Annotated in this window: 22 protein-coding genes, 1 pseudogene and 1 riboswitch; of the genes and pseudogenes, 14 read left to right on the top strand and 9 right to left on the bottom strand. The window is 70.1% G+C overall.

The genetic code is table 11. The annotated features are described in order from the left end of the window. Window positions 1-42: 42 nt before the first annotated feature. Entirely contained in the window at window positions 43-1,302 is a 1,260-nt protein-coding gene (locus Q4V64_RS32270; protein ID WP_253267550.1) for an XRE family transcriptional regulator, read from the top strand. Then, window positions 1,293-1,796, top strand: a complete 504-nt coding sequence (locus Q4V64_RS32265) for a GNAT family N-acetyltransferase (RefSeq protein ID WP_124445742.1) — start codon at window positions 1,293-1,295, stop codon at window positions 1,794-1,796. The genes Q4V64_RS32270 and Q4V64_RS32265 overlap by 10 nt, the downstream gene beginning before the upstream one ends. 82 nt (window positions 1,797-1,878) lie before the next feature. On the opposite strand, the gene Q4V64_RS32260 is transcribed toward Q4V64_RS32265, so the two are convergent. Beyond that, window positions 1,879-2,955, bottom strand: a complete 1,077-nt coding sequence (locus Q4V64_RS32260) for an IS630 family transposase (RefSeq protein ID WP_303708621.1) — start codon at window positions 2,953-2,955, stop codon at window positions 1,879-1,881. A 154-nt stretch (window positions 2,956-3,109) separates the two neighbouring features. Beyond that, entirely contained in the window at window positions 3,110-4,819 is a 1,710-nt protein-coding gene (locus Q4V64_RS32255) for a recombinase family protein (protein WP_253266916.1), read from the bottom strand. Between the two features lie 292 nt (window positions 4,820-5,111). Between Q4V64_RS32255 and Q4V64_RS32250 the strand changes: the two genes are divergently transcribed. Then, window positions 5,112-6,425, top strand: coding sequence for a hypothetical protein (locus tag Q4V64_RS32250; protein ID WP_303713277.1), 1,314 nt, complete (start codon window positions 5,112-5,114; stop codon window positions 6,423-6,425). Here the strand turns inward: Q4V64_RS32250 and Q4V64_RS32245 are convergent. The 4 genes and pseudogenes from Q4V64_RS32245 to Q4V64_RS32230 all read right to left on the bottom strand — a co-directional run bounded on the left by Q4V64_RS32245 (window position 6,373) and on the right by Q4V64_RS32230 (window position 9,707). Further along, window positions 6,373-7,299: a YihY/virulence factor BrkB family protein gene (locus Q4V64_RS32245; RefSeq protein WP_124439728.1), complete on the bottom strand. Its 927-nt coding sequence runs from the start codon at window positions 7,297-7,299 to the stop codon at window positions 6,373-6,375. The two genes, Q4V64_RS32250 and Q4V64_RS32245, sit on opposite strands and share 53 nt — an antisense overlap. Beyond that, window positions 7,287-7,706, bottom strand: a pseudogene (locus Q4V64_RS32240) (GtrA family protein); the annotation flags it as partial. The pseudogene Q4V64_RS32240 and the gene Q4V64_RS32245, both read right to left, overlap by 13 nt. 458 nt (window positions 7,707-8,164) lie before the next feature. Further along, window positions 8,165-9,172, bottom strand: coding sequence for a decaprenyl-phosphate phosphoribosyltransferase (locus tag Q4V64_RS32235; RefSeq protein ID WP_124439729.1), 1,008 nt, complete (start codon window positions 9,170-9,172; stop codon window positions 8,165-8,167). Then, window positions 9,165-9,707: a phosphatase PAP2 family protein gene (locus tag Q4V64_RS32230; protein ID WP_124439730.1), complete on the bottom strand. Its 543-nt coding sequence runs from the start codon at window positions 9,705-9,707 to the stop codon at window positions 9,165-9,167. Before Q4V64_RS32230 ends, Q4V64_RS32235 begins: the two co-directional genes overlap by 8 nt. Window positions 9,708-9,849: 142 nt before the next feature. On the opposite strand from Q4V64_RS32230, the gene Q4V64_RS32225 reads away from it, so the two are divergent. The 4 genes from Q4V64_RS32225 to Q4V64_RS32210 all read left to right on the top strand — a co-directional run bounded on the left by Q4V64_RS32225 (window position 9,850) and on the right by Q4V64_RS32210 (window position 17,108). After that, on the top strand, window positions 9,850-11,205 hold the full coding sequence (locus Q4V64_RS32225) for an FAD-binding oxidoreductase (protein WP_124439731.1): 1,356 nt from the start codon (window positions 9,850-9,852) through the stop codon (window positions 11,203-11,205). Window positions 11,206-11,216: 11 nt separating this feature from the next. Continuing rightward, a complete protein-coding gene (locus tag Q4V64_RS32220; protein WP_124439732.1) occupies window positions 11,217-11,972 on the top strand; it encodes a decaprenylphospho-beta-D-erythro-pentofuranosid-2-ulose 2-reductase in 756 nt (251 codons plus the stop codon). A 143-nt stretch (window positions 11,973-12,115) separates the two neighbouring features. Beyond that, a complete protein-coding gene (locus Q4V64_RS32215) occupies window positions 12,116-12,646 on the top strand; it encodes a CU044_2847 family protein (protein WP_303713268.1) in 531 nt (176 codons plus the stop codon). Continuing rightward, window positions 12,633-17,108 carry a trypsin-like peptidase domain-containing protein gene (locus Q4V64_RS32210; protein WP_303713266.1) on the top strand — a complete coding sequence of 1,492 codons (4,476 nt, stop codon included), beginning with the start codon at window positions 12,633-12,635 and terminating at the stop codon, window positions 17,106-17,108. The genes Q4V64_RS32215 and Q4V64_RS32210 overlap by 14 nt, the downstream gene beginning before the upstream one ends. A 19-nt stretch (window positions 17,109-17,127) precedes the next feature. On the opposite strand, the gene Q4V64_RS32205 is transcribed toward Q4V64_RS32210, so the two are convergent. Both Q4V64_RS32205 and trpS read right to left on the bottom strand, forming a co-directional pair. Continuing rightward, window positions 17,128-17,709 carry a 2'-5' RNA ligase family protein gene (locus tag Q4V64_RS32205; protein ID WP_124439734.1) on the bottom strand — a complete coding sequence of 194 codons (582 nt, stop codon included), beginning with the start codon at window positions 17,707-17,709 and terminating at the stop codon, window positions 17,128-17,130. Between the two features lie 277 nt (window positions 17,710-17,986). After that, a complete protein-coding gene (gene trpS / locus Q4V64_RS32200) occupies window positions 17,987-19,000 on the bottom strand; it encodes a tryptophan--tRNA ligase (protein ID WP_124439735.1) in 1,014 nt (337 codons plus the stop codon). Between the two features lie 142 nt (window positions 19,001-19,142). Here trpS and Q4V64_RS32195 point away from each other — a divergent pair, with 142 nt between their 5' ends. From Q4V64_RS32195 to Q4V64_RS32180, 4 genes are all read left to right on the top strand, one after another. Then, complete coding sequence (locus tag Q4V64_RS32195; protein ID WP_124439736.1) at window positions 19,143-19,703, top strand: RNA polymerase sigma factor; 561 nt, start codon at window positions 19,143-19,145, stop codon at window positions 19,701-19,703. Then, the gene (locus tag Q4V64_RS32190; protein WP_253266917.1) at window positions 19,690-20,664 is read left to right on the top strand and encodes a hypothetical protein; all 975 of its coding nucleotides are present in this window, start codon (window positions 19,690-19,692) and stop codon (window positions 20,662-20,664) included. Before Q4V64_RS32195 ends, Q4V64_RS32190 begins: the two co-directional genes overlap by 14 nt. 99 nt (window positions 20,665-20,763) lie before the next feature. After that, the gene (locus Q4V64_RS32185; RefSeq protein WP_253266918.1) at window positions 20,764-21,510 is read left to right on the top strand and encodes a hypothetical protein; all 747 of its coding nucleotides are present in this window, start codon (window positions 20,764-20,766) and stop codon (window positions 21,508-21,510) included. A 58-nt stretch (window positions 21,511-21,568) separates the two neighbouring features. Next, a complete protein-coding gene (locus Q4V64_RS32180; RefSeq protein WP_253266919.1) occupies window positions 21,569-22,381 on the top strand; it encodes a hypothetical protein in 813 nt (270 codons plus the stop codon). A gap of 14 nt (window positions 22,382-22,395) precedes the next feature. Here Q4V64_RS32180 and Q4V64_RS32175 read toward each other — a convergent pair whose 3' ends face one another. Beyond that, a complete protein-coding gene (locus tag Q4V64_RS32175; RefSeq protein ID WP_301184516.1) occupies window positions 22,396-23,877 on the bottom strand; it encodes a glycine hydroxymethyltransferase in 1,482 nt (493 codons plus the stop codon). Beyond that, a riboswitch (ZMP/ZTP riboswitch) is annotated at window positions 23,877-23,964 on the bottom strand. It overlaps the preceding gene by 1 nt. 92 nt (window positions 23,965-24,056) lie before the next feature. On the opposite strand from Q4V64_RS32175, the gene rocD reads away from it, so the two are divergent. From rocD to Q4V64_RS32160, 3 genes are all read left to right on the top strand, one after another. Further along, window positions 24,057-25,262 carry an ornithine--oxo-acid transaminase gene (rocD, locus tag Q4V64_RS32170; RefSeq protein ID WP_124439738.1) on the top strand — a complete coding sequence of 402 codons (1,206 nt, stop codon included), beginning with the start codon at window positions 24,057-24,059 and terminating at the stop codon, window positions 25,260-25,262. A gap of 90 nt (window positions 25,263-25,352) precedes the next feature. Beyond that, on the top strand, window positions 25,353-26,201 hold the full coding sequence (locus Q4V64_RS32165; RefSeq protein ID WP_124439776.1) for a hypothetical protein: 849 nt from the start codon (window positions 25,353-25,355) through the stop codon (window positions 26,199-26,201). A gap of 141 nt (window positions 26,202-26,342) precedes the next feature. Continuing rightward, a complete protein-coding gene (locus Q4V64_RS32160; protein ID WP_253266920.1) occupies window positions 26,343-26,921 on the top strand; it encodes an antibiotic biosynthesis monooxygenase in 579 nt (192 codons plus the stop codon). Window positions 26,922-26,926 lie beyond the last annotated feature (5 nt).

Genomic DNA, 26,926 nt, shown 5'->3' with positions numbered 1-26,926 from the left:
TTCACCCGTGCCCCCGGGGTCGCTCATAGCTACCGTGGAGACATGCCACAGGTGAACCAGAAGCTCGCAGATCGCATGGAACAACTCGGGTTACGTCAGGCTGAGTTGGCACGTGAGATCAACACAGAGATTGAGCTTCTGACGGGAAAGCCGGGTAACGTCACAGATGCGGATGTACGCCGGTGGCTACGCGGCCAGACAAAGTGGCCGCAGGATCGCATCCGACTCTGTCTAGAACGGGTTCTGTCCGCCCGTGCCGAGGATCTAGGGTTCGTGCCCCGCAAGAAGAGCAGTGCACCACCGGAGGAAGATCCCGTGCACAATCGTCGTAAGTTCCTCTCCGCAGCGAGCGGCTCAGTCTTGGCCGTTGGGACCTCAGGCACCAGCGACCATGGACGACTCGGCATCAACGATGTCCGGCGCTTCCATCAGGACTACGTAGCCATCCTTCGGCATGACGATGCGGGACGGGGCTCGAAGAAGGTGGAGAACCTTGCGGTGGAGCTGGCTTCACGAATCCAGTCCGCCCTGGCACTGTCCACGGCCTCAACTCGCGTACAAGACATGCTCCATCGGCTTGCCGCAGAGGTCATCAGCTCGGCCGCCTTCGCCTCAATCGACGCCAGCGCACCGCAGCGGGCACGCGCGCATCTCGACAAGGCGCTGACCTTCGCTGGTCTGTCTCGGGACAGTGAAGCGATGTATCACGTCTGGAACTACATGACCCTGACGTCCAGTCAGCGGGAAAACCACGCTGAATCCGTCGCAGGAGCAGAGGTCATGAAGCGCTCGTCAATCGCACGACGAGACCCGCTGTACGCCTCTCTCGGGCACATGCGCAACGCTAACGGACTAGCGCGCCTCCGGCGGCAGTCTGATGCTCTGCGCGCCCTCAAGGACGCCGAGCGGGCGTTTGCGCGCACCACCGACCAACAGCGCCCCGAGTGGATCAGGTTCTACGACAGCAGCGAAGTTGATGCTCTGTCCTCGTTCATATGGACGGCACTCGGAGATCACGGAAGGGCTGAGTACTGCCTGCATCGCACCCTTGCGGCCATCCCAGACGGAATGGTCCGTAATCGAGCCCTGTATACCGCACACTTGGCCCTCGCTCAGGCCAAGCAAGAAGAGCTTGAACTTGCCTGCGCGACGAGCCGGCAGGCGTACATGATGCTGCCCTCCTCATCCGGATCACGGCGCACGACCAACACTCTGGCTGCCGCGCGCAAGGTGCTCGTAGCCTCAGGGTCGAAGACCCCCGAGGTAGCAGAGTGGATTGAGGAGTCTGCCCAATGGATCTGAAGCGCTACACGCACGCCGACGCGCGGGACGTACGCTCTCTGCTGCTGGACATCCACGACGAGGCATACGCCGACGATCCCGACCCGTTCCACTCGCGCGAGCGCTTCTCCTACTTCGTTGATCTCTGGTCCTCACGGGAAGACTGGCAATGCGTTTCAGGCTGGGAGGACGGTGGCCCAGTTGGCTATGCGTACGGCTCGATGTTCAAGCCGGGTGGCTGGTGGAAGGGACACCGACGCCCCTCCGACCTCAAAGGCTCCGCGTTCGCTTTGTCCGAACTCATGGTGATTCCAAAGTGGCGCGGCACTGGACGGGCGCAGCAGATCCATGACGCGCTGCTCAAATCAGTTTCGGCCGACATGGTCACGCTCCTGGTGGACACTGAGCACCCGAAAGTGCAGGCCCTCTACGAACGCTGGAACTACATCAAGGCGGGCGAGGCAAAGCCCTCCGACGACTCCCCGATGTACGCCGTCATGGTCCGGAAGCTGTAAATGGCTGCCCTCTGAGCCACGACCCGGACGACCGGCCGACGCCCGCCGAGGTCTGCTACCTCCTACGGGCTGAGCTGAGGAGCTAGTGTCGTGTGAATGAAGTTCTTGGACGTTTGGGTGTGGCGTGTTCGAGGATTTCGTCAGCGGTCTTGGTCCAGGTGAACGGCTGGCAGCGGTCGTTGTAGGCGTCGATGTAGCGGCGGATGGCGTCGGTGAGGTCGGCGACCGAGGTGAAGGTGCCGCGGCGTATGGCCTGGCGCGTGATGATGCCGAAGAAGATTTCCACCAGGTTCAGCCACGAGCAGGAGGTCGGGGTGAAGTGCAGGGTGATCCGCGGGTTCTTCGCCAGCCACGCCTTCACGCGGGGGTGCTTGTGGGTGGCGTAGTTGTCGGCGACCACGTGCAGCTTCACCCTCGGGTGGGCCTTGGCGACCTGCTTGAGGAAGCGCAGGAACTCGTCGTTGCGGTGCCGGTCGTAGCAGGCGTCGGCGGTGATCTTCCCGGTGGCGACGTCCAGGGCGGCGAACAAGGTGGTGGTGCCGTGGCGGACGTAGTCGTGGGTGCGCCGCTCCGCCAGGCCCGGCCGGACCGGCAGCATCGGGGCGGTCCGGTCCAGCGCCTGGATCTGCGACTTCTCATCGACGCAGACCACCACCGCCTTCTCCGGCGGGGCCAGGTACAGCCCGACCACGTCGCGGACCTTGGCCTCCAGTTCCGGGTCGGTGGAGAACTTGAACGTCTCGCTCCGCCAGGGCTGGATCTTCCACTTGCGCCACACCTTGGCCACCGCGACGTTGGACAGGCGCAGTTCGGCGGCGAGCAGCCGGGAGGACCAGTGGGTCACGCCAAGTTTTTCCGGCGGGCCCTCCAGGGTCCGCACCACCACTTCGGCCTCGTCCACGGTGCCGGGCCGGCCCGAGCGAGGCCGGTCCTCCAGCCCGGACAGGCCGGCCGAGCGGTACCGGCCGCGCCAGGTCACCACCGTCTGCCGGGAGAGCTCAAGCCGCCGCGCGATCTCGGTGTTCGAAGTGCCTTCCGAGGCAAGGAGCACGATCCGGGCCCGCGTCACCAGCCCCGACGGGGACGACGGCGAGCGGACCCACGAACGCAGAACCTTACGGTCCGCATCGGACACGGCCAACGGCAGGGCGACAGGCATACGCCATTCAACCGCACCCCAGTTCATCGTCCAAGGACTTCATTCACACGACACTAGCCGCAGCAGAACCCGCCTAGTTCTTCGCTAGGCGGGTTCATTGCCTGTGGGGACCAACCGGCGCTCTTGCGGTCGGCGGCAGCTAAGAGACGACCGCCTAGAGCGCAACCAATGCTTCTTCGTCCTCTTCGCTGTCCTGATCATTCGGAAGTGGCCGCCAGTCCAACGTCACGCGATCCTCAATCGCGATGTACTTCCGGGTTTCCGGGTCTCGGCCCGGACCAACAGCCACGCCAGTGAGGAACAGCTCAAGAAACGAACGCCGCTCGTACACGTCCCACGAGGCCCACGGTGATTCTGGCCCCAGCGGATCCTCCCCCGGCGTGAACCACTCAGCCGGAATATGAACCGTGCTAGCCGTCCGTTCGTCCAATTCCGCGAGACGAGCAACGCATTCATCCTCGTACTCTCGGTACTGAAGCATGGTCGCACGCCAAGTGGTCAACTCATCACGGCCTCGGTACAGCCCCGCCTTTCGGTCTGCCTGGAGCTCCACAATGGACTGACGCACATGCTCAAGGTGTGCCGCAGTCTCGCGCCGTTCTTCTTGGACGCCTGCCAAGTCGGTTTGCTGCGCGAATCGGAGTGCAGCGGCCGCCACCCACTCGCGGTCTTCCTCATTGTTCATGTCAGCGTTCACGAGTCGCGCCCACACTCGCCGGGCAACGTAGTCGTCGACGTACTCACGCTTGATGGAAAGTCCGCCGTGTCCCTTGGGATTGGCGCACATGTAATAGTCCTGTCCGCCGTTGTTCTTGCTCTGCCCCATCGAGCCTACGCAGAGGCCGCACGTCATGAAGCGCCACCCGCTCAACAGCTTGGCGTCTGCCGTGCCGCCAGGCTGCCGGTTGGCCTTATTGCGCTTCTTCCGACGCTCTTGGAGCTCCAACCACTTGGCCCCGGGGATGATCCCCCGATGGGTCGTAAGCGGTGCGCCAGTTTCGTCCCGGGCAATGACGTTGACGTAAGCCTTGCCCCGCTTCACGCGCTCACTGGCGAATCCGCCAATGGCCGGATGGTTGAGAATCCAGCGGACAGTCTGAGCCCGCCACATGATGCGGTCGTCGTCTCCGCTCACCCTGCGCTTCTTGATCGACGCCAGCCGCTTTTCCGTCGCTCGGCGCTCTGCGTTACCCGGGGCCGGTACGCTTTCCTTCTCAAGTGTGGTGGCAATTTTGTTGTCGGAGACGCCGTCATAGCTCATCTGAATCATGCGCTCTACGATCTCGACGTGATCCGGGTTGTCCTCGTCGGGCTCAAGCACCGACACAACCAGATTGCCGATCTTCTCTCGGACTGCCCGCATGCCATACGGCGCGGAGCTGGAATGCCGTCCACCGACAGCTTTAATTTCTTCCTTCGCACCCTTGAGCCGTTCGGCCTTGATGTCGCTGTCTTGCTTGGCCAGTGCCGCAATCAGAGCGAAGATTGCGACGCCGATCGGAGTGCTGGTGTCCAGGAACGGCTCTAACGCAGAGACGAACCGAACCCCGTACTTCTTGAATTCCTGGTCGATTTCAAGGGCATCATGCGCACCCTTGCGGGTGAGACGAGAAAGCTCATTGACAATGACCACGTCGACTTCACCCGCGCGTACGGCGGTCATGAGGTCTTCGAATCCGGGACGAACAGCCTTGGGATCCCATCCGGAGCGGCCAACATCCTTGAAGGTGTGGACGGTTTCCCACCGTGCCCCGCCGCTGGCCGAGCGGCTGGCAGCCACCGCCTCACAGGCGGCAACTTGCGCCTCCGGGGACGCTTCTGACGTGTCGGGACGTGCCTTCGACTGTCGGGCGTAGATAGCCACACGCACTGTGTCCATCCGGTGGGCGGGCAAGTCCGCTGAAACCATGGGAGCCATACCGGCATCTTCCTGCATAGGGTCTGACCTGCGCTTTCAGTTGATCAGATCGGTAATGGTTAGTTTCCCATGGAAGGTGATCCAGATGACCCAGCTCCACACCCCGAAAGCGAGCAGGAACCAGGAGACGGGGCGGCTGAGCTTCATACGTTCAGTATCACCGGAGCGTGTCCGGATCCGTGGCCGGGGGGAGGAGCCGGGCGGGACATCACGCCGTGTGGAAGGTACGTTCCTGACCGTGTCCGCACCCAAGAAGACCGCCAGGCGATCCCTGCTGGTCACCTCCGCCGCCGTCCTGTCGTCCCTCGCGCTGACCGCGCCCGTCTCCCATGCGGCTCCCAAGCCCTCACCGAGTCCCTCGAAGAGCCCGTCGGCCACTCCCCCGGCGAACATGTCGGCCGTGGGCGGCACACGCCTCGGCCAGGCCGGGACGCAGGTCAACCTGGCGAGCGGGGTCCCGGTGCTGCCCAAGGACCTGAGCGCGCGCTCGTGGATCGTCGCCGACGCCGAGTCCGGGGACGTGCTGGCCGCGCACAACGCGCACTGGCGGCTGCCCCCGGCGAGCACCCTGAAGATGCTGTTCGCGGACACCGTGCTGCCGAAGTTCCCGAAGACCGAGAAGCACAAGGTCCTCCCCACCGACCTGGCGGGCATCGGCTCCGGCTCCAGCATGGTCGGGATAAAGGAGGGCGAGACGTACACCGTCCACGACCTGTGGCTCGGCGTCTTCCTGCATTCCGGCAACGACGCCGTGCGCGTGCTGTCGCGGATGAACGACGGCGTCGACAACACCGTCAAGGAGATGAACGCGCACGCCGAGGAGCTCCAGGCCCTGGACACGCACGCGGTCAGCCCGGACGGCTACGACGCCCCCGGCCAGGTCTCCTCCGCCTACGACCTGACGCTGATCGCCCGCTCCGGACTGCAGAAGAAGGACTTCCGGGAGTACTGCTCGACGGTCAGGGCGAAGTTCCCGGGCAAGACGACGAAGAACAAGAAAGGCAAGACCACCCGCGAGTCCTTCGAGATCCGGAACACCAACCGGCTGCTGAGCGGCGCCTCCGACGTGCCCGTCTACCAGGGCATCGCGGGCGTCAAGAACGGCAACACCACCAACGCCGGCGCCACCTTCACCGGTGTCGCCGAACGGAACGGCAAGGTGCTGCTGGTCACGGTCATGAACCCGGAGAAGGACGAGAGCAACGAGGTCTACAAGGAGACCGCCCGGCTCTTCGACTGGGGCTTCAAGGCGGCCGGCAAGGTGCAGCCGGTGGGCGAGCTGGTGCCGCCGAAGAGCGCCGCGCAGCCGAGCGCCCAGCCGGGGGCGAACGCCTCCGGGGAGGCCGGGGGCGCGGAATCCGGCGGGAGCAGGGCCTCGTCCGGCGGCGCGTCGAAGCCGGTGGCGAGCGCCACGGCCGACGGCCGCTCCGGCGGCATGGGCATCGCGCTGGCCATCACCGGCGGGCTGCTGGTGGTGCTCGCGGGCGCCGCGTTCCTGGTCAACCGCCGCTGGCCGCTGCCGGATCTGGTGCGTCGCCGTCCTCGTCCGTGAGTTCGTCCTCGCCCGTGAGTTCGACCTCCTTGCTCTGCGTCGCCGTCCACGCGGCGCAGAACAGCACCAGTTTCGCGGTGAAGTTGATCCACAGCAGCAGGGCGACGGGAACGCCGAACGCGCCGTACATGCTCTTCCCGGCGACCTCTTGCATATAGCCGCTGAGCAACAGTTTCAGCAGCTCGAAGCCGATCGCGCCGGTCAGCGCGGCCACGGTCAGGCGATGGCGGGTAGGCTCGACGCCGGGCAGCGGTGCCAGGACGTAGAGCAGGAGCAGGAAGTCGGCGAGTACGGCGACGGCGAACGCGGCGATCTGCAGCAGGACCCCGCTCCAGCCGCCCTCGTCGAGGCCCATCTGCCGGGTGATCCAGCCGACCATCGCGGAGGCGACGGCGGACGCGGCGAGCGTGACCAGCACGGCGCCGCCGAGCCCGAGCAGGATCCCGGTGTCCTTGGCCTTGCGCAGGACCGGGTTCTCCTCCTCTTCGGGCAGCTCCCACACCGCGCGCAGGCACTCGCGCATGGAGCCGGCCCAGCCGATGCCGGTGAACAGCAGGACGGCGCCCGCGATGAGGCCGACGGTGCCGGCGTTCTGCACCAGGCCGTCGATGTTCAGCTGGTCGGAGATGCCGGGCACCTGCTCGGTGATCTTGTCCTCCAGCGTGTTCTGCTGCTCCGTGCTCAGCGTGGCGGCGGCGATCGCGGCGGCCACGGTGAGCAGCGGGAAGAGCGCCACGAAGCTGGTGAACGTCATCGCGGCGGCCAGCCGTGTCCACTTCACCCGGTCCAGGCGCTCGTACGACCGCCACGCGTGCGTGACCATCAGACGGGCGACCAGTGGCCCGACGACGGGGAGCTTTTTCAGCCAGTCCATGATCCGACTCTGCCCTCCGTGCGGAAGACAAATGTACGAGTGCCCCAAAACCGCAGGACAGTCGCCAATGCCATGCCGATTCCGGCTCCGGAGACGGTGTCCGCGCGCTGGGAGGTGAGGCCGAGGCCGTAGTGGCTGATGACGAGACACAGGAGTTGTACGGCGGCCCCCGCGAGGTTCACCGCGAAGAAGACGGCGTAGGGGCGCAGGCCCTTCGGGCGGGTGTGCCGGTAGGTGCCGAGCGCGTTGCCGGCGTACGCCACCGAGCAGCCGGCGACGAAGGAGAGCGCCTTGGCGGTGAGGGGGTCGAGGGCGGCCGGGCCGCGCAGGTAGGTGAAGAGGGCGAGGTCGGCGGCGTAGGCGAGGAGGCCTGCGGTGGCGAAGCCGAGGAGTTCCCGGCGGCTCGCGGCTGCCCACGCGCGCGGGCGACGCGCTGCGCGGGCGCCGGCGCCCGACCCGGCGTGTGTGCGGGGTGGGGCGCTGGTGCGCGAGTCGGCGCGTGTGCGGGGTGGGGCGCTGGTGCCCGACCACGCGCGAGTGCTGGACGGTTCCCCGGCGCCCGACCCCGCGCGTGTACTCGACCGTTCGCTGACGCCCGACCCCACGCGCGTACTGGACCGTTCACTGACGCCCGACCCCACGCGCGTGCTCGACCGTTCGCTGACGCCCGACCCCACGCGCGTACTGGACGGTTCGCCGGTGTCCGGCCCCGCGCGTGTACTGGACCGTTCGCTGGTGTCCGACCACGCGCGAGTGCTGGACGGTTCCCCGGCGCCCGACCCGGCGCGTGTGTTGGGCGCGGCGTGGCGGCTTGCCCGCGTGCGTGTGCGGGGCGGTTCCCGCCGGCTCGGCCACGCGCGTGGGCTCACCAATTGGCCACCGCCAGGCCGTACATGGCGAGCCACACCACGCCGATCAGGGCGAGCGCGCGGTCGCGCAGGACGACGTCCTCGGGTTCGCCGGCCGTGCCGCGGTCGGCGAAGACGGCGTACCTGAGGATCGCGAGGATGAAGGCGACGACGGACAGCTGCCGCCAGGGCAGCACGCTGGTGTGCGGCACGCCGCCTTCCTCCAGGGCCCACAGGCAGTAGCCGAGGACGGCGACACCGGCCGCGAGCTGCCACACGAAGCGCAGGTAGCCGGGGGTGTACTCGGTGAGCAACGCGCGCGTGGCGCCCGCCTTTCCGGCCATCTGGACCGCTTCGGAGTAGCGCTTGGCCGACACCATGAACAGCGCGCCGAACCCGGTCGTGATCAGGAACCAGCGCGAGAGGGGGATGCCGAGGGCGAGTCCGCCGATCATCGCCCGCATCAGGAACCCGGTCGTGACGATGACGAGGTCGACGACCAGGACGTGCTTGAGGATGAGGCAGTACGCCAGTTGCATGCCCAGGTACGCCGTCAGCAGCGCGGAGACGGCCGGGGAGACCAACCAGGCCGCGACGGTGGGCGCGAGGAGGCCGAGGGCGGCTCCGACGGCGTACGCGACGGGGACGGGGACCTGTCCGGCGGCGACCGGGCGGTGGCGCTTGGTGGGGTGGGCGCGGTCGGCGTCGGCGTCGCGGGCGTCATTGATCAGGTAGACGGCGGCGGCACAGGCGGTGAAGAGGACGAAGACGAGCGCGAGTTGGGTGAGCGCGTGCCGGGTGAAGAGCTGGCCTGCGGCGGCCGGGGCGGCGATGACCAGGATGTTCTTGACCCACTGTTTGGGGCGGGCGGTCCTGAGGAGGCCTGCCAAGAGGGTACGCAGCGTGCGGAGGGTGCCGAGGGTGCTTTTTCGGGGTGGCGGGGTGTGTCGCGGGGGCGTGCGCTGCCCGTGGAGCGCGGCCTCCCGGGTGTCCGCGGTGCTGGTGAAGGGCGCTGTCTCAGTCATGGACGCCTCCACTCATCCAGCGCGAGCCGATGCGCGCCGTGAGCGCCCCCAGGGCCGCGCCCGCCGCCACGTCCGAGGGGTAGTGGACGCCGACGACCAGGCGCGAGAGGCACATCGCGGCGGCGAGCGGCGGGATCACGCGCGCGCCGAGCGCCCCGTAGGCGACGGCGGCGGCCGCGGCGGAGGTCGCGTGCGAGCTCGGGAAGGAGTGCCGGCCGGCGGTGCGCACCAGGGGCTCGACATGGGCCGGGCGCGGACGGCGCACCACCCTTTTCACGCCCATGCTGACGAGATGCGCGCCCGCGGTGAGCGCCGTGCCGCGCAGCCAGGCGCCGCGTCGCGCACCGTCCACGGCGGCTCCCGTGAGCCCCGCCGCGAGCCACAGCGCGCCGTGTTCGCCCGCCCAGGACAGGGCGCGCGCGGCGCTCGCGACGCGGGGGTCGCCACCGTAGGACCGGAGCGCGGAAAGGATGCGGTGGTCCATGCCGTCGAGGGCGTGGAGGTCGAGGTCGTAGGGGTCGGGGAAGTCGTCCATGTGGACTCACTGTTCACGCCGAAACCGCCTGAACTCCGGCAATATTGAGCGACATCCCATTAATCACCCATTTCGGGGAGGAGGTGGATGTCGCGGATGTTTCCAAACTAATCGCTCTCATACCGGCGATACGGTCACCGACATGCCTGCCGACACCGTCTCCGTCACCGGCTGGGGCCGCACCGCTCCCACCGCCGCCCGTCTGATCCGTCCACGGACGTACGAGGAGGCCGCGGCCGCCGTCCGGGAGTGCGGGGCCCGCGGGAGCATCCCGCGGGGCCTGGGGCGGGCGTACGGGGACGCGGCACAGAACGCCGGCGGGTCCGTACTCGACATGACGGGGCTCGACCGCGTCCACGCGATCGACGCCACCGGCGGGACCGTGCTGTGCGACGCGGGGGTCTCCCTGCACCGGCTGATGCAAGTGCTGCTGCCGCTCGGCTGGTTCGTGCCGGTGACGCCCGGCACCCGCTACGTCACCGTCGGCGGGGCGATCGGCGCGGACATCCACGGCAAGAACCACCACGTGTCGGGCTCCTTCTCCCGCCACGTCCTGTCACTGGAACTCCTCACCGCCGACGGCGAGATCCGCACCGTCGGCCGTGACACGCCCCTGTTCGACGCGACCGCGGGCGGCATGGGCCTGACCGGTGTGATCCTCACCGCGACCGTCCAGCTCCAGCCGGTCGAGACCGCGCTGATGTCGGTCGACACCGAGCGCGCGCGGGACCTGGACGACCTGATGGCGCGTCTTACGGCCACCGACCACCGCTACCGCTACTCGGTCGCCTGGATCGACCTGCTGGCGCGCGGCGCGACGACGGGCCGCGCCGTGCTGACCCGGGGCGACCACGCGCCCCTGGAGGCGCTGCCGAAGGGCACGCGCGCGCGTAGGGACCCGCTGGCCTTCCGCACCTCCCGCTTCCCGGCCGCCCCCGCGTTCCTCCCGGAGGGCCTGCTGAGCCGGACGAGCGTGGGTCTGTTCAACGAGCTCTGGTACCGCAAGGCCCCACGCGCGCGTACCGGCGAGCTCCAGAAGCTCTCCACGTTCTTCCACCCCCTGGACGGCGTGCCCCACTGGAACCGGATCTACGGCCGCGGCGGCTTCGTGCAGTACCAGTTCGTCGTCGGATACGGCCAGGAGGACGCCGTACGCCGCATCGTGCACCGCATCTCACGGCGCCGCTGCCCGTCCTTCCTCGCCGTCCTCAAGCGCTTCGGGGACGCCGACCCGGGCTGGCTCTCCTTCCCGGTGCCCGGCTGGACGCTGGCCCTGGACATCCCGGCGAACCTGCCCGGCCTCGGCGCCTTCCTCGACGAACTCGACGAGGAGGTCGCCACGGCCGGCGGCCGCGTGTACCTCGCCAAGGACTCCCGCCTCCGCCCCGACCTGCTGGCCGCCATGTACCCACGCCTCGACGACTTCCGCGCGCTGCGCGCGGAGTTGGACCCGCGCGCGGTGTTCGTGTCCGACCTGGCCCGCCGCCTCAACCTTTAGGAGTTGCTGTCGTGAAGGACGCCTTCGGCATCCCCCAGTCCCTGCTCATCCTCGGCGGCACGTCCGAGATCGCGCTGGCCACCGCCCGCCGCCTGATCGCCCGCCGCACCCGCACGGTGTGGCTGGCCGGACGCCCGTCCCCCGCCCTGGAGACGGCCGCCTCGCACCTGCGCGCCCTGGGCGCCGACGTGCGCACCGTCCGCTTCGACGCGCTCGACCCCGACTCCCACGAGACGACGCTCGGCAAGGTCTTCGCCGACGGCGACGTCGACATGGTCCTGCTCGCCTTCGGCGTCCTCGGCGACCAGGCCCACGACGAGCGCGACCCGGCGGCCGCGGTGCGCGTCGCGCGGACCAACTACACGGGCGCCGTCTCGGCGGGCCTGGTCAGCGCCCGCGCGCTGCAGACCCAGGGCCACGGCTCCCTGGTCGTCCTCTCCTCGGTCGCCGGCGAACGGGCCCGCCGCTCCAACTTCATCTACGGCTCCAGCAAGGCCGGCCTCGACACCTTCACCCAGGGCCTGGGCGACGCCCTGCACGGCACGGGCGCGCACGTGATGGTCGTACGCCCCGGGTTCGTACGGTCGAAGATGACGGCCGGCCTTCCTGAGGCGCCGCTCGCGACGACGCCGGAGGCGGTCGCGACGGCGATCGAGCTGGGGCTCAGGCGTCGCTCGGAGACGGTGTGGGTGCCGGGGGCGCTGCGGGTGGTGATGGCGGGGCTGCGGCATCTGCCGCGGGGGGTGTTCCGGCGGTTGCCGGTCTGACAGGCTCGTCGCGCACGTCTGATGTGCGTGCGTCGCGCGAGAATGCCAACTCCGCGCTGTCACCCGTCCATTGAAGTCCGTAGTCGATGCTGCGTACATTTCTCGGGCTCGACCCAGGATCGGACGTAGTACCACCGCACCGGATGAAAGCGACGGGGGCCGCGGAAGCGATGGCGGACATAACCGAGTTCAAGGCAAGCGACGGCACGGTTCTGCGCGTCGAGGTCGACGGGCCGCCAGCGCCGTACGACGGGGGCGCGTACGAACCCGTCCGCAGGCGGCGCGAGGGCGGTACGGCGGCCGTCGCGGACTCGCTGCGCCAGGCCGTGGACCGGGTCCGCCCCGCGGCGCAGGACGTGCTGAACTCGCTGCGCGCGATGCCCGAGGCGCCCGACCGGGTGGCACTGGAGTTCGGGGTGAAGCTGAGCGCGGACGCGGGCGTCGTCCTGGCCCGGGCCTCCTCCGAGGCGCACTTCAAGGTGCTGCTGGAGTGGGAGCGGCGGCCGGGCGGCGCGGACCTCGCGGATGCGGACGACCGGCCGTCACCGGACACGGACGACCGGCCGTCACCGGACGCGAACGACCGGCCGTCACCGGACGCGAACGACCGGCCGTCACCGGACACGGACGACCGGCCGTCACCGGACGCGGAGCCGAGCGGTGACGACGGCTGACGCGCGGCGGCCCACGCCCACGGCGGACGCGGTGTTCGAGTGGGGTCTCGCACGGCTCCTCGACGACGACGGCGTCCCGCTGGGCGCCGGTTTCCTGATCACCGGTGACCTGGTGTGCACCTGCGCGCACGTGCTGGTCGATGATCTGGAGACCGCGAAGACGCAGTCGGCCGCCCCGGACGAACCCGTCCTCGTGGACTTCCCGTTGCTCGCGGACGGTCGCTCGACGCCTGTGGCCGCCACCGTCGCCGAATGGCGACCCGAGGACGACGTCGCCGTGCTGCGGCTGGCCCACGCGGTGCCCGGCACCGCGCCGCTCGCACTCGCCTCTCCCGCCCAGCCGCTGTGGGGCCGCGAGGCCCGCGTGTACGGCTTCCCCGAGGACACCAGCTCGGGCGTCAACGCCCACGGCACACTGCGCGGCGGGCAGGGGGCGGGCCGCATCCAGCTCGACACGGGCAGCGGAAGCGTGCCGATCCTGCCGGGCTTCAGCGGCAGTCCGGTGTGGGACGTCGAGGCCCGCACGGTCGTCGGCATGATCGCGACGCGAGGCGGGCGCTCCCTCGCGGGGACGGCGTATCTGATCCCCGCCCGTCGGCTGGCGCCCGGCGAACCGGAAACGCCCGACGGCACCGGGCCGTTCAAGGGCCTGCTGCGCTTCGAGGAGGAGGACGCGCACCTCTTCCACGGCCGCGAGCAGGACGCTCAGTCCCTCGCCGAAGCGGTGCGCGAGCGCCCTCTGGTCCTGCTGACCGGGCAGTCGGGCACGGGCAAGTCGTCGGTGCTGCGCGCCGGTCTGCTGCCCCGGCTGCGGGCGGCGGACGCGGTCGTGGTGGTGCGTACCCCGCGTGAGGCGGACGACCCGGCCGAGTTACTGGGCGAGGCGCTGCTCGCGCTGTGGGACGTGGCGGACGGCGCGGACGGCGCGGACGGCGCGGACGGCGCGGACGGCGCGGACGGCGCGGACGGCGCGGACGGCGCGGACGGCGCGGACGGCGCGGACGGCGCGGACGGCGCGGACGGCGCGGACGGCGCAGCCCGCAGCACGGCCGTACGAGAGGCCCTGTCGGGTGACGGGCTGGCCCTGGCGCGACTGCGGGAGCGGCTGCGGGCGGCGGCCGGGGACCGGCTGTGCGTCCTGGTGATCGACCAGTTCGAGGAGTACGCCGCCGCCGCGCCGCGCGCGGCCCGCCGGGTGGTGACGTGGCTGCGCGAACTCACCGGGGTCGCCGACCTCATACCGGGCCGGGGCTTGCGTGCCGTCCTGTCCGCCAGGAACGCCACGCTGGACGCTCTCGCCACCGCGCTTCCGGCCACGCAGCTGACCCTGGCCCTGGTGCGCCTCGACCCGCTCACCGACGACGCCCTGGCCCGGGTCATCTCCGAACCGCTGCGCTCCGTTCCCGCTGCCGGGCTGGAACCGGGACTCACGGAGCTGCTGCTGCGGGACGCCCGCGAGGCCCAGGACACGCACGGGGAGGCCAACGCCCTGCCGCTGCTGGAGTTCACGCTCGCCGAACTGTGGCGACGGCGCACCGGAGGGCTCCTCACCCACGCCGCCTACCGGGACCTGGGCGGACTGTCCGGCGCGGTGGCCCGGCACGCGGAGGACACGCTCAACGAGGCGATCAAGGAGGGGCTCGCCGACGAGGAGGCGGCACGCCGCCTGTTCCAGCGGCTGGCCCGGCCTCACGGGCTCGGCCGCTTCCTGCCGGACACGGTGCCCGCCGCGGAACTGGAGCCCGATCAGCTGCGGTTGGCGCATCGGATGACGCGGGAGAAGCTGCTCATCTGGACCCGTCCACAGCCGGGCGGAGCGCCGGGGGAAGCGCCGGGGGAAGCGTTGCGCATGGCGCACGAGGCGCTGCTGCGCGAGTGGGAGTGGCTGCGCACATGTCTGCGGGAGGGTGAGGAGTTCCGCGCCTGGCAGGCGGAGGTGGAGGAGCACGCGCGCGCGTGGGACGCCTCCGGCCGCCGCCCCATCGCCTTCGCCCCCGAGAAGCTGCTGGCGGCGGCGGAACGCTGGCGGGCGGAACGGGCGCGGGACATCACGGACGTACAGCGGGGCTACCTGGCGGCGGGTCGCCGACATGCGCGCAGGGGTGCGTACGTGCTGCGGGCGTTCGCCGCGACGGTCACCGTACTGACGCTGCTGGCGGGGTGGCTGGCTTGGGACGCGTCCCGTAGTCGGGAGGTGGCGGAGAAACGGCTGCGCACGGTGGCGGCGGACCAACTCGCGGACCTGGCGGAGCAACGGTCGAGCACCGATCTTGGGCTGTCGGTGCAGGCGGCCATGGGCGCGTGGGCCACCTCCCCGACTGACAAGGCACGGTCAGTGCTCTTCCGGCAGTACCTGCGGATGCGGGATGTGGAGCAGGTGCATTCCGGGCTGTGGGAGGGGAGCGTGCAGGCAATGACGTCCGCTCCGGGCAAGGACGTGGTGGCGGTGACTACCGCGCCCGACGACGCCGGCAGCCTGGAGGTGCGCATCATCACGGAAGCCACCTCCGCGCATCCGCGCGTCCTCCGCCTCGACGGGCTCCCCCAGGGAAAGTTCACGGACGCGTTCAGCGACGACGGGCGCTGGTACGCGGTTGCCGGGGAGGACCGGTCGGTGCGGGTGTGGCAGGTGGGGGCCGGAGGAAATGCTCGGCCTCGGCAGCTTGTGGGGGCCCGGCCCGAGCCCGTCCATCCCTTCTCGACGCCACTGGACTTCTCCGATGACGGCTCGCGCCTTCTGCGCCTGTACTCGTACAGCGAGGGGCGCGGCGAGACCGCCACCCAGTTGACCGCGCTGAACGTCTGGGAGGTCTCCTCCGGCGAGGAGATCCCAGGGGCGGGACGGCTGGTCGAAGGTCGGGACGCGGACGGCGCCGCATTCGCGGACAACGGCGAGCATGTGGCGATCTCCTGGTATTACCGATCGCCGCCCGATACCAACGTCTCATCGGTCGCGGTCTTCCGCCTGTCCGATGGGAAGGTACGGCGAAGACTCGTCACGGACCACAAGCACCCCGCCTCGTTGACGGCACGCGGAACACTGGTGGAGGTCGGCGAAGACAACGACGGCACCAGTCTGCTCACCCTGGACGGCGTAAAACTGGACCACGGCTATCCGCAGGGCTTTTTCCACTCCGACGCCTCCCAGCTCTATAGCGTGAGCTTCCGCCAGCCCGGGGCCGGCGACGGCAGCGGTCCGGACTACGCCGCCCTCACCGCGAGCGGCCTGCCGAACGACGACATCTGGACGGCGGTGGCACCTACCGACACGAAGTCGCAGGAGGACGTGAAGATCGCCATATGGGCGCGGGACGGCGGTTCCGGGAGGCCCCGCGTGGTGGTGGCGGTCGGCGACAGCCTGCTGCGCCTGCGGCTGACCGAGGGCAGCGCCCCGGCCTTGCCCGGCTCCGACTTCGATCAACGCGTGGCGCTGGCTCCGGACGGCAGTCAGTTCGCCACCCGCGACCATGGCCTGGTGTATCTGAGCCGTCCGGGAGACCCCGCCCGCACGGCGCCGCTGCCGGGCAAACCCAAGGAAACCGGCAAGTGGCAGCTGACCTGGGTGCGCACGGAGGAGCGGCACGCGGTGGCCGCATGGGATGCGGAAGGCCTCGGTCTGTCCCTGTACGCGGCCGACGACTTGGCGCGCCGCCTCGACGTCGATCTCCCTGCCCTGGTCCCAGGGCTCGGCGCGGACTCCCGCATCGAGTCGGTGGCCCAACTGGGCAATGGTGACCTGGCCGTTCTGCTGTCCTCCAACGAGGTCGTCCGCCTCGACCCGCGATCCGGGACGCGTCTCGCGGACCCACTGCGCGTGGCGGCCGAGCCGGACTCGCGGACACCGTACAGTTACGCGCACGGCCAGCTCGTCCCACGCCCCGGTCACGCCGCCCAGGCCCTGATCGTCACCCGATCCGGTCATGTGGAGGGGGAGCCCATGCTGTGGGACCTCGGCAAGCGCACCCGTGTGACGCGCTGGACCAAGGCGGGCGTGTCCGGGCTGGACGGCTCGCTCGCGCCACCGACCATGATCTTCAGCACCGACGGAAGCCTGGCGGCCGTCGCCCACAGCGACGACAAGATGCGGTTCTGGGACGTGACGGCCGGCCGCTCGGTGGGCCGCACCGTGTCCTTCCGCTACGGCGTGTCCCTGCTCGCCTTCCTCGGCACCGACAGGCTGGTCACGCTGGACGAGACCGCCGGCTTCCGGCTGTACGAGGTGCCGTCCGGCCAGGTGTTGGCCGAAGGCCAGTCCACACGGCGCGGCGCCGATCCCTTCGCGGCCACCGGGACCGGCACCGCCATCCGCTTCCTCACCGGAGGCCAGTTGGAGACCCTCTCCGCCGACCCCGAGGCATGGTGGCGCACGCTCTGCCGAAGTGCCGATCGCCCCTATACGGAAGGCGAGCGCGAGGACCTGCCCCACGGCGCACACACCGACCGCCCATGCGCGGCATCCTGACTCCGAGCACCCGCCCCGCTCAGTGCGCCGGCAGCGATCCCCGCTCGACAGGCGCCGACGCCTGCGACGGCACCACCGCCCCGCCGAAGGTGAACTCCCGCAGCTTCCGCCACACCCCATCGGCACCCTGCTCATACAGCGCGAAGTCGGTGCACGGCCACTCGGCCTCGTAGTCGGCGAGTTCCTCGAAGGCGCGGTCCATGGCCGCGTCGTCGATGCCGTGGGCCACCGTGACATGCGGGTGGTACGGGAACTGCAGTTCGCGTGCCACGGGTCCGGAGGCGTCGCGGACCTGCTTCTGCAGCCAGGCGCAGGCTCCGGCGCCCTCGACGACCTGGACGAAGACGACGGGCGACAGGGGCCGGAACGTACCCGTGCCGGACAGGCGCATCGGGAAGGGGCGCCCGGCGGCGGCGACCTCGGCGAGATGGGCCTCGATCGCGGGCAGCAGCGAGGCGTCGACCTCTGTCGGCGGCAGCAGCGTGACATGCGTGGGGATGCCGTGAGCCGCGGCGTCGCCGAAGCCCGCGCGCAGCTGCTGCAGCTGGCTGCCGTGAGGCTCCGGGACCGCGATCGACACGCCGATCGTTACGGTCCCCACGTCGTCTCCTGTCGTCCTGTTGTTGCGTCGTACAGATCGTCTTGCTGGTGCGTCTTGCTGGTGCGTCTTTGGTGCTGTCCGTGCGCCCCGGCGGACGCGCGTGGTGGCCGTCCGGCTATCGACTGTACGGCCACGGCTGTGCTCCGGGCAGGCGCAACCGTAGTGATGTGCAGCGCTGTGCGGTGGTACAGCCGTGTGCCGGATGTGTTCCAGCCGCATACCAGGCGCGTTTCGGCCGCATGCCAGTCGCGTTTCGGCCGTGCGCCGTGGCGCGGGCTCAGTGTTTGGCGGGCAGGAAGCCCACCTTCTCGTACGCCTGGGCGAGGGTCTCCGCGGCGACGGCACGCGCCTTCTCCGCACCCTTGGCCAGGATCGAGTCCAGGGTCTCCGGGTCGTCCAGGTACTGCTGGGTGCGCTCCCGGAACGGCGTCACGAACTCGACCATGATCTCGGCGAGGTCCGTCTTGAGCGCGCCGTAGCCCTTGCCCTCGTACTTCTGTTCCAGGTCCGCGATGCCCTCGCCGGTGAGGGTCGAGTAGATGGTGAGCAGGTTGCTGACGCCCGGCTTGTTCTCCGCGTCGTAGCGGATGACGGTGTCGGTGTCGGTGACCGCGCTCTTGACCTTCTTGGCGGTGGCCTTGGGCTCGTCGAGGAGGTTGATGAGGCCCTTCGGCGTGGACGCCGACTTGCTCATCTTGATCGACGGGTCCTGAAGGTCGTAGATCTTCGCCGTCTCCCTGAGGATGTACGGCTTCGGGACGGTGAACGTCGCGCCGAAGCGGCCGTTGAAGCGCTCGGCGAGGTCGCGTGTGAGCTCGATGTGCTGGCGCTGGTCCTCGCCGACCGGGACCTCGTTGGCCTGGTAGAGCAGGATGTCCGCGACCTGGAGGATCGGGTACGTGAACAGGCCGACGGACGACCGGTCCGCGCCCTGCTTGGCGGACTTGTCCTTGAACTGGGTCATGCGGGACGCCTCGCCGAAGCCGGTGAGGCAGTTCATGACCCAGGCGAGCTGGGCGTGCTCGGGGACATGGCTCTGGACGAAGAGCGTGCAGCGCTCCGGGTCGAGACCGGCCGCGAGGAGCTGGGCGGCGGCCAGCCGGGTGTTGGCGCGCAGGTCGGCGGGGTCCTGCGGGAGCGTGATCGCGTGCAGGTCCACGACCATGTAGAACGCGTCGTGGGACTCCTGCAGGGCCACCCACTGGCGGACGGCGCCGAGGTAGTTGCCGAGGTGGAACGAGCCTGCGGTGGGCTGGATTCCGGAGAGCACGCGGGGTCGGTCAGAGGCCATGCTCACCATTCTCTCAGGTGTCGGAGGGCGGTCCGGAACGGGTCGGAAACAGATGTGACACGGGTGGGAACCGATCGGGCTCCGCCGGTGTAACAAGAGTGTGAGGACGCGGGAGGGGGGCCGCATCGTCGATGAGGCCGCGGTGATCGCACGCGTACGCGCCGGAGAGCCGGAGGCGTACGCGGAGCTGGTGCGGGCCCATACGGGTCTCGCGCTCAGGGCGGCCGCGGCGCTCGGGGCGGGTGCGGACGCGGAGGACGTGGTGCAGCAGGCATTCGTCAAGGCGTACTGCGCGCTGGGCCGGTTCAAGGAGGGCTCGGCGTTCAAGCCGTGGCTGATGTCGATCGTGGCCAATGAGACGAGGAACACAGTGCGGACGGCGGCGCGCCAGCGCACGCTCGCCGGCCGCGAGGCGGCGTTCGCGGAGGCGGAGCCGCTGATACCGGAATCGGCGGACCCGGCGGTGGCCACGCTGGAGACGGAGCGCCGCGCGGCCCTGCTGGCCGCCCTGGAGAAGCTGAGCGAGGAGCACCGCCTGGTCGTCACCTACCGCTATCTGCTGGAGATGGACGAGTCCGAGACGGCCCAGGCCCTGGGCTGGCCCCGGGGGACGGTGAAGTCCCGGCTGAATCGCGCGCTGCGGAAGCTGGGCCGGTTGCTGCCGGATTTTCGGCCTCGGGAAGGGGGTGATGAGAGTGCCTGACGGGCGGGATGCGCGGGATACAGGGGATGCCTGGGATCCGGGGGATGCGCGGGATACTGGGGATGCGTGGGATGCGTGGGATGCGTGGGATGCGCGGGATGCGCGGGGTTCGTACGACGGTGAGGCGGGCCTGCCCGAGGAACTGCGCGCGCTCGGGCGAGCGCTGGATCCGCCGGGTGCCGCCGGGTCCGAGTCGATGGTGGAGCGGGTGCTGGAGCAGATACTCGCCGAGCGCCTACCGGTCCCGGCACCTGAGCCGCCGCGGGCCGCCGAGCGCCTGCGGACGGTCCGGCAGTGGACGCGGACGCGGTGGCGTTCGCTGACCGCGGCGCTGTGCGGCCTGCTGGCGGTGCTCGCGCTCACGCCTCCGGTGCGGGCCTCGGTGCTCGACTGGTTCGACTTCGGCGGGGTCGAGGTGCGGTACGACCCGTCGGCGGTGCCCTCCAGCGGCGCCGAGGTGCCCGGCTGCGGGCGGTCGCTGTCGATGGCGCAGGCCGAGCGGCGGGCCGGGTTCGAGCCGCTGGTACCCCGGGCGCTGGGCGTGCCGGACGCGGTGGCGGTGACCGACGAGCCTCAGGGGCGGTTCCTGGTGACTCTGTGCTGGCACGAGCAGGGACGGGTGATCCGGCTGGACGAATTCGCGGCGGGCCTGGACATCACCTTCACGAAGGCCGCGCGTGAGCAGCCGGAGTGGCTGGAACTGGGCAAGAACACGTCCGACAACGGCATGGCGGACCCCGCCCTGTGGTTCCCGCGCCCGCACGTGCTGCGTTTCTGGCTGGTGGGCGCGGACGGGGAGCAGTACACGCGTAAGGAACGGACGGCCGGGCCGACGCTGCTGTGGACCCATGACATGGGCGGCGAGGACGTGACGCTCCGGCTGGAGGGGGTGGCTTCGAAGGCGCGGGCGGTGGAGATCGCGAAGTCGCTCGACGAGCCGGAAAGGACGTCCTCGAGATAGTGCGGGCGGAGTGGGAACCTCGGCGGGTCGGGCGGTGTACCAGAAGTGACAGGCGGCTCGTGGGCGGGTCGCGAGGGGATCGTCCGGTAGGGGGTTCGGATGCGTGTGAAGGTGGGCGGCCGAGGCAGCCGATGTCGTGAACTGGCGGGGTTGGCCGGGGCGTTGGCGGTGACGCTCGCGCTGATGGTGTGGGGAGCGTCTTCCGCGTCGGCCGGCGGGCCGACCAGCGTGCTCGTGGTGTCGCCGCAGAGCACGGAGACGGCTTCGCTGTACTACTCCGACAAGGAGTACGGAGAGCTGGAGCGCCTCCTCGGCCAGCCGGGCACGGGCACGCGCGACAAGCCGCCCGAGGCCGCTCTGACAGCCGCCCGGCAGATCAATGTCACATGGATGGCGCACGACGTGTCGCCCTGGCGGCTGGACCGTGTCTTCCCAATGACCGACGCCGACGACGTCTGGATACACACGGCGGCGGACCTGACCGAGACGGTGAACGGGCACTGGCACCGCGCCCAGCACCCCGACCGGCTCCGCGCCCTGCTCAAGAAGCTGGGCGTGATGGGCAAGACCTCGGCCGAGGGCGCGCCCGCGATCTTCCCAGCGCCTTCGGAAACGGACGATACGGCGGCCGCCCCGGCCGGGTCGGCCGACCCGGCCGACACGACGACCGTCACCGTGCGGGCCGGCACGCCTCCGACGGTCGACGACACGGAGTGGTGGTGGGCTCTGCCCGGCGCGGCGGCCGGAGCGGTGCTGGCGCTGGTTCTGCGTCCGTACGTCCGGCGGATGCCGTGGGACCGACTGCGGCGGGAGCCGGGGCCCCGGCAGGAGCTGCGGGACGTGTGAGGTCGCGCAAGCGGGGAGGCGGGACGACCAGGAGGGGAGCCCGGACAACGTGGGAGACGTGGGGGGACTGATGGCAACTCGGCGCAGACGCGCGAGGGCACGGCTGGCGATCTTCGTGCCGGTGTCGATGGCGGGGGCCTTGCTCGGAATGCCGGCGGCTCACGCGGCGGCCCATGCGGCAGTCGACGCGGTGGCGCAGGGGCAGGAACAGGCGCAGGAGCAGGAGCAGGAGCCGGACCGTGATCCTGACGTTCCCGATCTGGCGGTGGTCGTCGCGGGCGGCTCCGGTCGGACGACGGCGGTGCGCTCCGGCGAGCCGTACTTCGCCCGACTCTGGCAGCTGTTGCAGCCGACGTTCACCGGGTCGGAGCCGGTGTCGGAGGCGTGGGCCGAGGGTGGGTATCCGCCGGTGCGGATGACCGTGGTCTGGGGGCTGACGGGTGTCGGCGGCTGGCCGCAGACGAACTCGGCGCCGGGGGGCGATGTGGCGATGGAGCGGCAGGACCAGTTGTTCGTGGCGGAGGACGGCACGCCGTGGGTGCGCGTGGACTGGTCGCCGGATGTGACGGACGACGACATCCGCTGGCATCGGGCGCCGCGCTCGGTATGGGAGCAGCTGAGTCGGATGGAGCTGCTCGGTACGGCGGGAGACGGGGCGGTCGACGGGACGGTCGGGAGCGGGACGGTCGGGAGCACGGCGGGTGAGGGGGCCGGGCGGTGGAGACCTGACGGCGCCTGGTGGGCGGTGCCGGGCCTGGCCGTGGGCTTCGGGGCCGGTGCCGGCGGGACGCTGCTGATACGCCGCGCGGCGGCCCGGCCGGGAGCCGGACCGCCGCGGGAGGAACCACGACAGGAACTGATCGACCTGTAGGCCCGCCGGGAGCGTCAGCCGAGGTCGATCTCCGGGTACAGCGGGAAGCCGGCGACGAGGTCGGTGGCCCGGCGGGAGATCTCGTCCGCGATCTTCGGGTCGAGGATGTGCTGGGCCTTGGAGGGGGCGCCCTTGCTGGTGGTGCCGGGCTCCGTGGTGGTGAGGACCCGGTCGATGAGGCCCGCGACCTCGTCCATCTCGGCGGTGCCCAGGCCACGCGTGGTCAGGGCGGGGGTGCCGATGCGGATGCCGGAGGTGTACCAGGCGCCGTTGGGGTCGGCCGGGATGGCGTTGCGGTTGGTGACGATGCCCGAGTCGAGCAGGGCGGCCTCGGCCTGACGGCCGGTGAGGCCGTAGGAGGAGGCGACGTCGATCAGGTTGAGGTGGTTGTCGGTGCCGCCGGTCACGAGGGTGGCGCCCCGGCGCATCAGGCCTTCCGCCAGCGCGCGGGAGTTGTCGACGATGCGCTGGGCGTAGTCCTGGAAGGAGGGCTGACGGGCCTCGGCGAGGGCGACGGCCTTGGCGGCCATGACGTGCGGGAGGGGGCCGCCGAGGACCATCGGGCAGCCGCGGTCGACCTGGTCCTTGAGGGAGTCGTCACACAGGACCATGCCGCCGCGCGGGCCGCGCAGCGACTTGTGGGTGGTGGTGGTGACGATCTGGGCGTGCGGGACCGGGTCGAAGTCGCCGGTCAGCACCTTGCCGGCCACCAGGCCCGCGAAGTGCGCCATGTCCACCATCAAGGTCGCCCCGACCTCGTCGGCGATCTCCCGCATGATCCGGAAGTTCACGAGACGGGGGTAGGCGGAGTAGCCGGCGACGATGATCAGCGGCTTGAACTCACGGGCCGACACGCGCAGCGCCTCGTAGTCGATCAGACCCGTGGCGGGGTCGGTGCCGTAGGAGCGCTGGTCGAACATCTTGCCGGAGATGTTCGGGCGGAAGCCGTGGGTGAGGTGGCCGCCGGCGTCCAGGGACATGCCGAGCATGCGCTGGTTGCCGAAGGCCTGGCGGAGCTCGGCCCAGTCGGCCTCGGAGAGGTCGTTGACCTGGCGGACGCCGGCCTTCTCCAGGGCGGGAGCCTCGACCCGGGCGGCGAGGACGGACCAGAAGGCGACGAGGTTGGCGTCGATGCCGGAGTGCGGCTGGACGTAGGCGTGGCGGGCGCCGAAGAGTTCACGCGCGTGCTCGGCGGCGAGGGCCTCGACGGTGTCGACGTTGCGGCAGCCGGCGTAGAAGCGGCGGCCGATGGTGCCCTCGGCGTACTTGTCGCTGAACCAGTTGCCCATCGCCAGGAGGGTGGCCGGGGAGGCGTAGTTCTCGGAGGCGATCAGTTTGAGCATCGCGCGCTGGTCGGCGACCTCCTGGCCGATGGCATCGGCCACGCGCGGCTCGACGGCGCGGATCACGTCGAGAGCGGCACGGAAGGCGGTGGATTCGTGGGAGAGGGGTTCGGCAGACATGGGCGACCTCCGGACGGTGTGTTCGGCGTTCACGGTACGGCCCAGGCGCACGGCACTGTCCTGCTCAGGCCGCTCCCCGATGGTCCATCCCATCCCAGCGCGCCAGTCACGGCCCGCCGATCAGCCTACCGGGCACGCCGGGCCGTCGAGTTACCGCGTCCGTCATGCGAGCGTGGACGGGAAGGGGGCCGCCGTCAGCTCAGGGAGATGCCGTGAACCCTACGGAGACGCTCATCGCCGCCGCCGAGGCCCACAGCGCGCACAACTACCGGCCGCTGCCGGTGGTCGTGGCCACGGCGGACGGGGCGTGGATGACGGATGTCGAGGGGCGGCGGTATCTGGATCTGCTGGCCGGGTATTCGGCGCTCAACTTCGGCCATCGCAACCGGCGGATCGTCGAGGCGGCGAAGGCTCAGTTGGAGCGGGTGACGCTGACGTCCCGGGCGTTTCATCACGACCGGTTCGCCGCGTTCTGCGGGGAGCTCGCCGAGCTCTGCGGCATGGAGATGGTGCTGCCGATGAACACCGGCGTGGAGGCGGTGGAGACGGCGGTGAAGACGGCGCGGAAGTGGGGGTATCGCGTCAAGGGCGTGCCGGCGGAGATGGCGAAGATCGTGGTCGCGGGGGGCAATTTCCACGGGCGGACGACGACGGTCATCAGTTTCTCCACGGATGCCGAGGCGCGGGCGGACTACGGGCCGTACACGCCGGGCTTCGAGATCGTGCCGTACGGAGATGTGACGGCGATGCGCGCGGCGCTGACCGAGAACACCGTCGCGGTGCTGCTCGAGCCGATCCAGGGCGAGGCGGGGGTGCTGGTGCCGCCGGCCGGTTATCTGCCGGCGGTGCGGGAGCTGACGCGCGAGCGGAACGTGCTGTTCGTGGCGGACGAGATCCAGTCGGGGCTGGGGCGGACGGGACGGACGTTCGCGTGCGAGCACGAGGGGGTGGTGCCGGACATGTATGTGCTGGGGAAGGCGCTCGGGGGCGGGATCGTGCCGGTGTCGGCGGTGGTGTCGAGTGCCGAGGTGCTGGGAGTTTTCCGGCCCGGGGAGCACGGGTCGACGTTCGGCGGGAATCCGCTGGCCTGCGCGGTGGCGCTGGAGGTGATGGCGATGCTGCGGTCGGGCGAGTACCAGGCGCGTGCGGCCCGGCTCGGCGAGCGTCTGCACCGGGAGCTGAGGGAGCTGGCCGGGACGGGACGGGTGACGGCGGTGCGCGGGCGCGGGCTGTGGGCGGGCGTGGACATCGCTCCGTCGTACGGCACGGGACGGGAGGTGTCCGAGAAGCTGATGGACCGGGGTGTCCTGGTGAAGGACACGCACGGGCCGACGATCCGGATCGCGCCGCCCCTGATCATCTCCGAGGAGGACCTGGACTGGGGGTTGGCCCAGCTGCGTGGGGTGCTGGGTCTCTGAGACCCGCCATGCCAAGAGATCGGTAAGAGCGCGAGAACGGCTGGCCCTGTCTCTCACTGCCTCCCCTACAGTCACTTTGTGCTCTTTGGAATGGTGTGCGCCCTTGGTGCCGCGGTCTGTTTCGGTACGGCGACGGTGTTGCAGGCGTTGGCGGCGCGGGCGGCGGCCACCACGGGGCCGGTCGGGGACGTAGCGCTGCTGCTGCGGGCGCTGCGGCAGTGGCGGTATCTCGCGGGGCTCGCGCTCGACGGTCTGGGTTTCCTGCTGCAGATCGCGGCGTTGCGCTCGATCCCCCTCTACACGGTGGGGGCGGCGCTCGCCGCGAGTCTCGCGGTGACCGCGGTGGTCGCCGCGCGACTGCTGCGTGTGCGGCTGAGCGGCGTCGAGTGGGGCGCCGTGGGCGCGGTGTGTACCGGGCTCGCGATGCTGGGGCTCGCGTCCGGGACGGAGGGGGACGTGGGCGTGCCGGTCGCATTGAGGTACGCGATGTTCGGGACGGCCGTGGCGGTGCTGGTGCTCGGTCTCGCGGGCGGTCGGCTGCCGGGGCGGGCGCGGGCCCTGGCGCTCGGCCTGGGCGCCGGCTTCGGGTTCGGGGTGGTCGAGGTGGCGGTGCGGCTGATCGACTCGCTCGCACCCTCTGACCTCCTCACGAATCCGGCGACCTATGCGCTCCTGCTGGGCGGCGGAACCGCGTTCCTGCTGCTCACCTCGGCCTTGCAGCAGGGCTCGGTGACGACGGCCACCGCCGGCATGGTGATCGGGGAGACGATCGGGCCGGCGGCGGTGGGCGTGGTGTGGCTGGGGGACCGTACGCGGGAAGGGTTCACCTGGCTGGCCGTGCTGGGGTTCCTCGTCGGGGTCGCGGGGGCATTGGCGCTGGCGCGGTTCGGGGAAGCGCCCGGCCATGAAAGGGAATTCACGCCGGCTCGGATTTCGTAAAGTTACCGGAGGTATCCATATTCACCGGATCTTTACATACCGCCAAGCATGCGAAAAATCACATAAAGAGTAACGATCCGGGCGACGGAAAAACTTGGTTGATATTTGAACGGGGCGGCTCTCCTTTCCGTACTCAACGGCGTGACCAGTAATCCCGTCACCGTCACCGTGGCCTATCACGTGGTGCCGGGCCACGAGGCCGACTTCCATTCCTGGGGGTGGGCCATGCTGGGCGCGAGCGCGCAGCAGCCGGGCTTCCTGGGAGGTGGCGTACTTGTCGACGAAGAGGCGGAGTGGCATGTGGTGTATCGCTTCGCCAGCGAAGGCACCGCCCGGGCCTGGGAGGACTCGGTCCCCCGCAAGCAGTGGGACATCCGGGCGGCGGGATTCGCGCGGCAGACGGGCCGCAGGAGCGTGCGGGGCGCGAAGGTGTGGTTCGACTCACAGACCGACCGGCCCGCCGCGCCGGTCCCCCCGTCGAAGTGGAAACTGTGGTTCGTGAATATGAGCGCCGTGTTCCCACCGGTGCTTCTGTTCAATTTGATCGTGCTTCCCTATCTCGGCGGCCTCAATCCGTTCATCCGCACGCTGCTGTTGTGTTTGTGTGTGACGGCCATCGTCACCTGGATTCTCATGCCGCGCCTGCAGCGTTTCTTCAGGAAATGGCTGTATCCACCGCTCCAGGCGCTCCGCGGACGGCACAAAAGGCGGACCGCGTAGGCCCG

It is taken from the genome of Streptomyces sp. NL15-2K (assembly GCF_030551255.1).
Taxonomy (GTDB): Bacteria; Actinomycetota; Actinomycetes; order Streptomycetales; family Streptomycetaceae; genus Streptomyces.
This window is presented reverse-complemented; position numbering and strand designations above follow the sequence as displayed.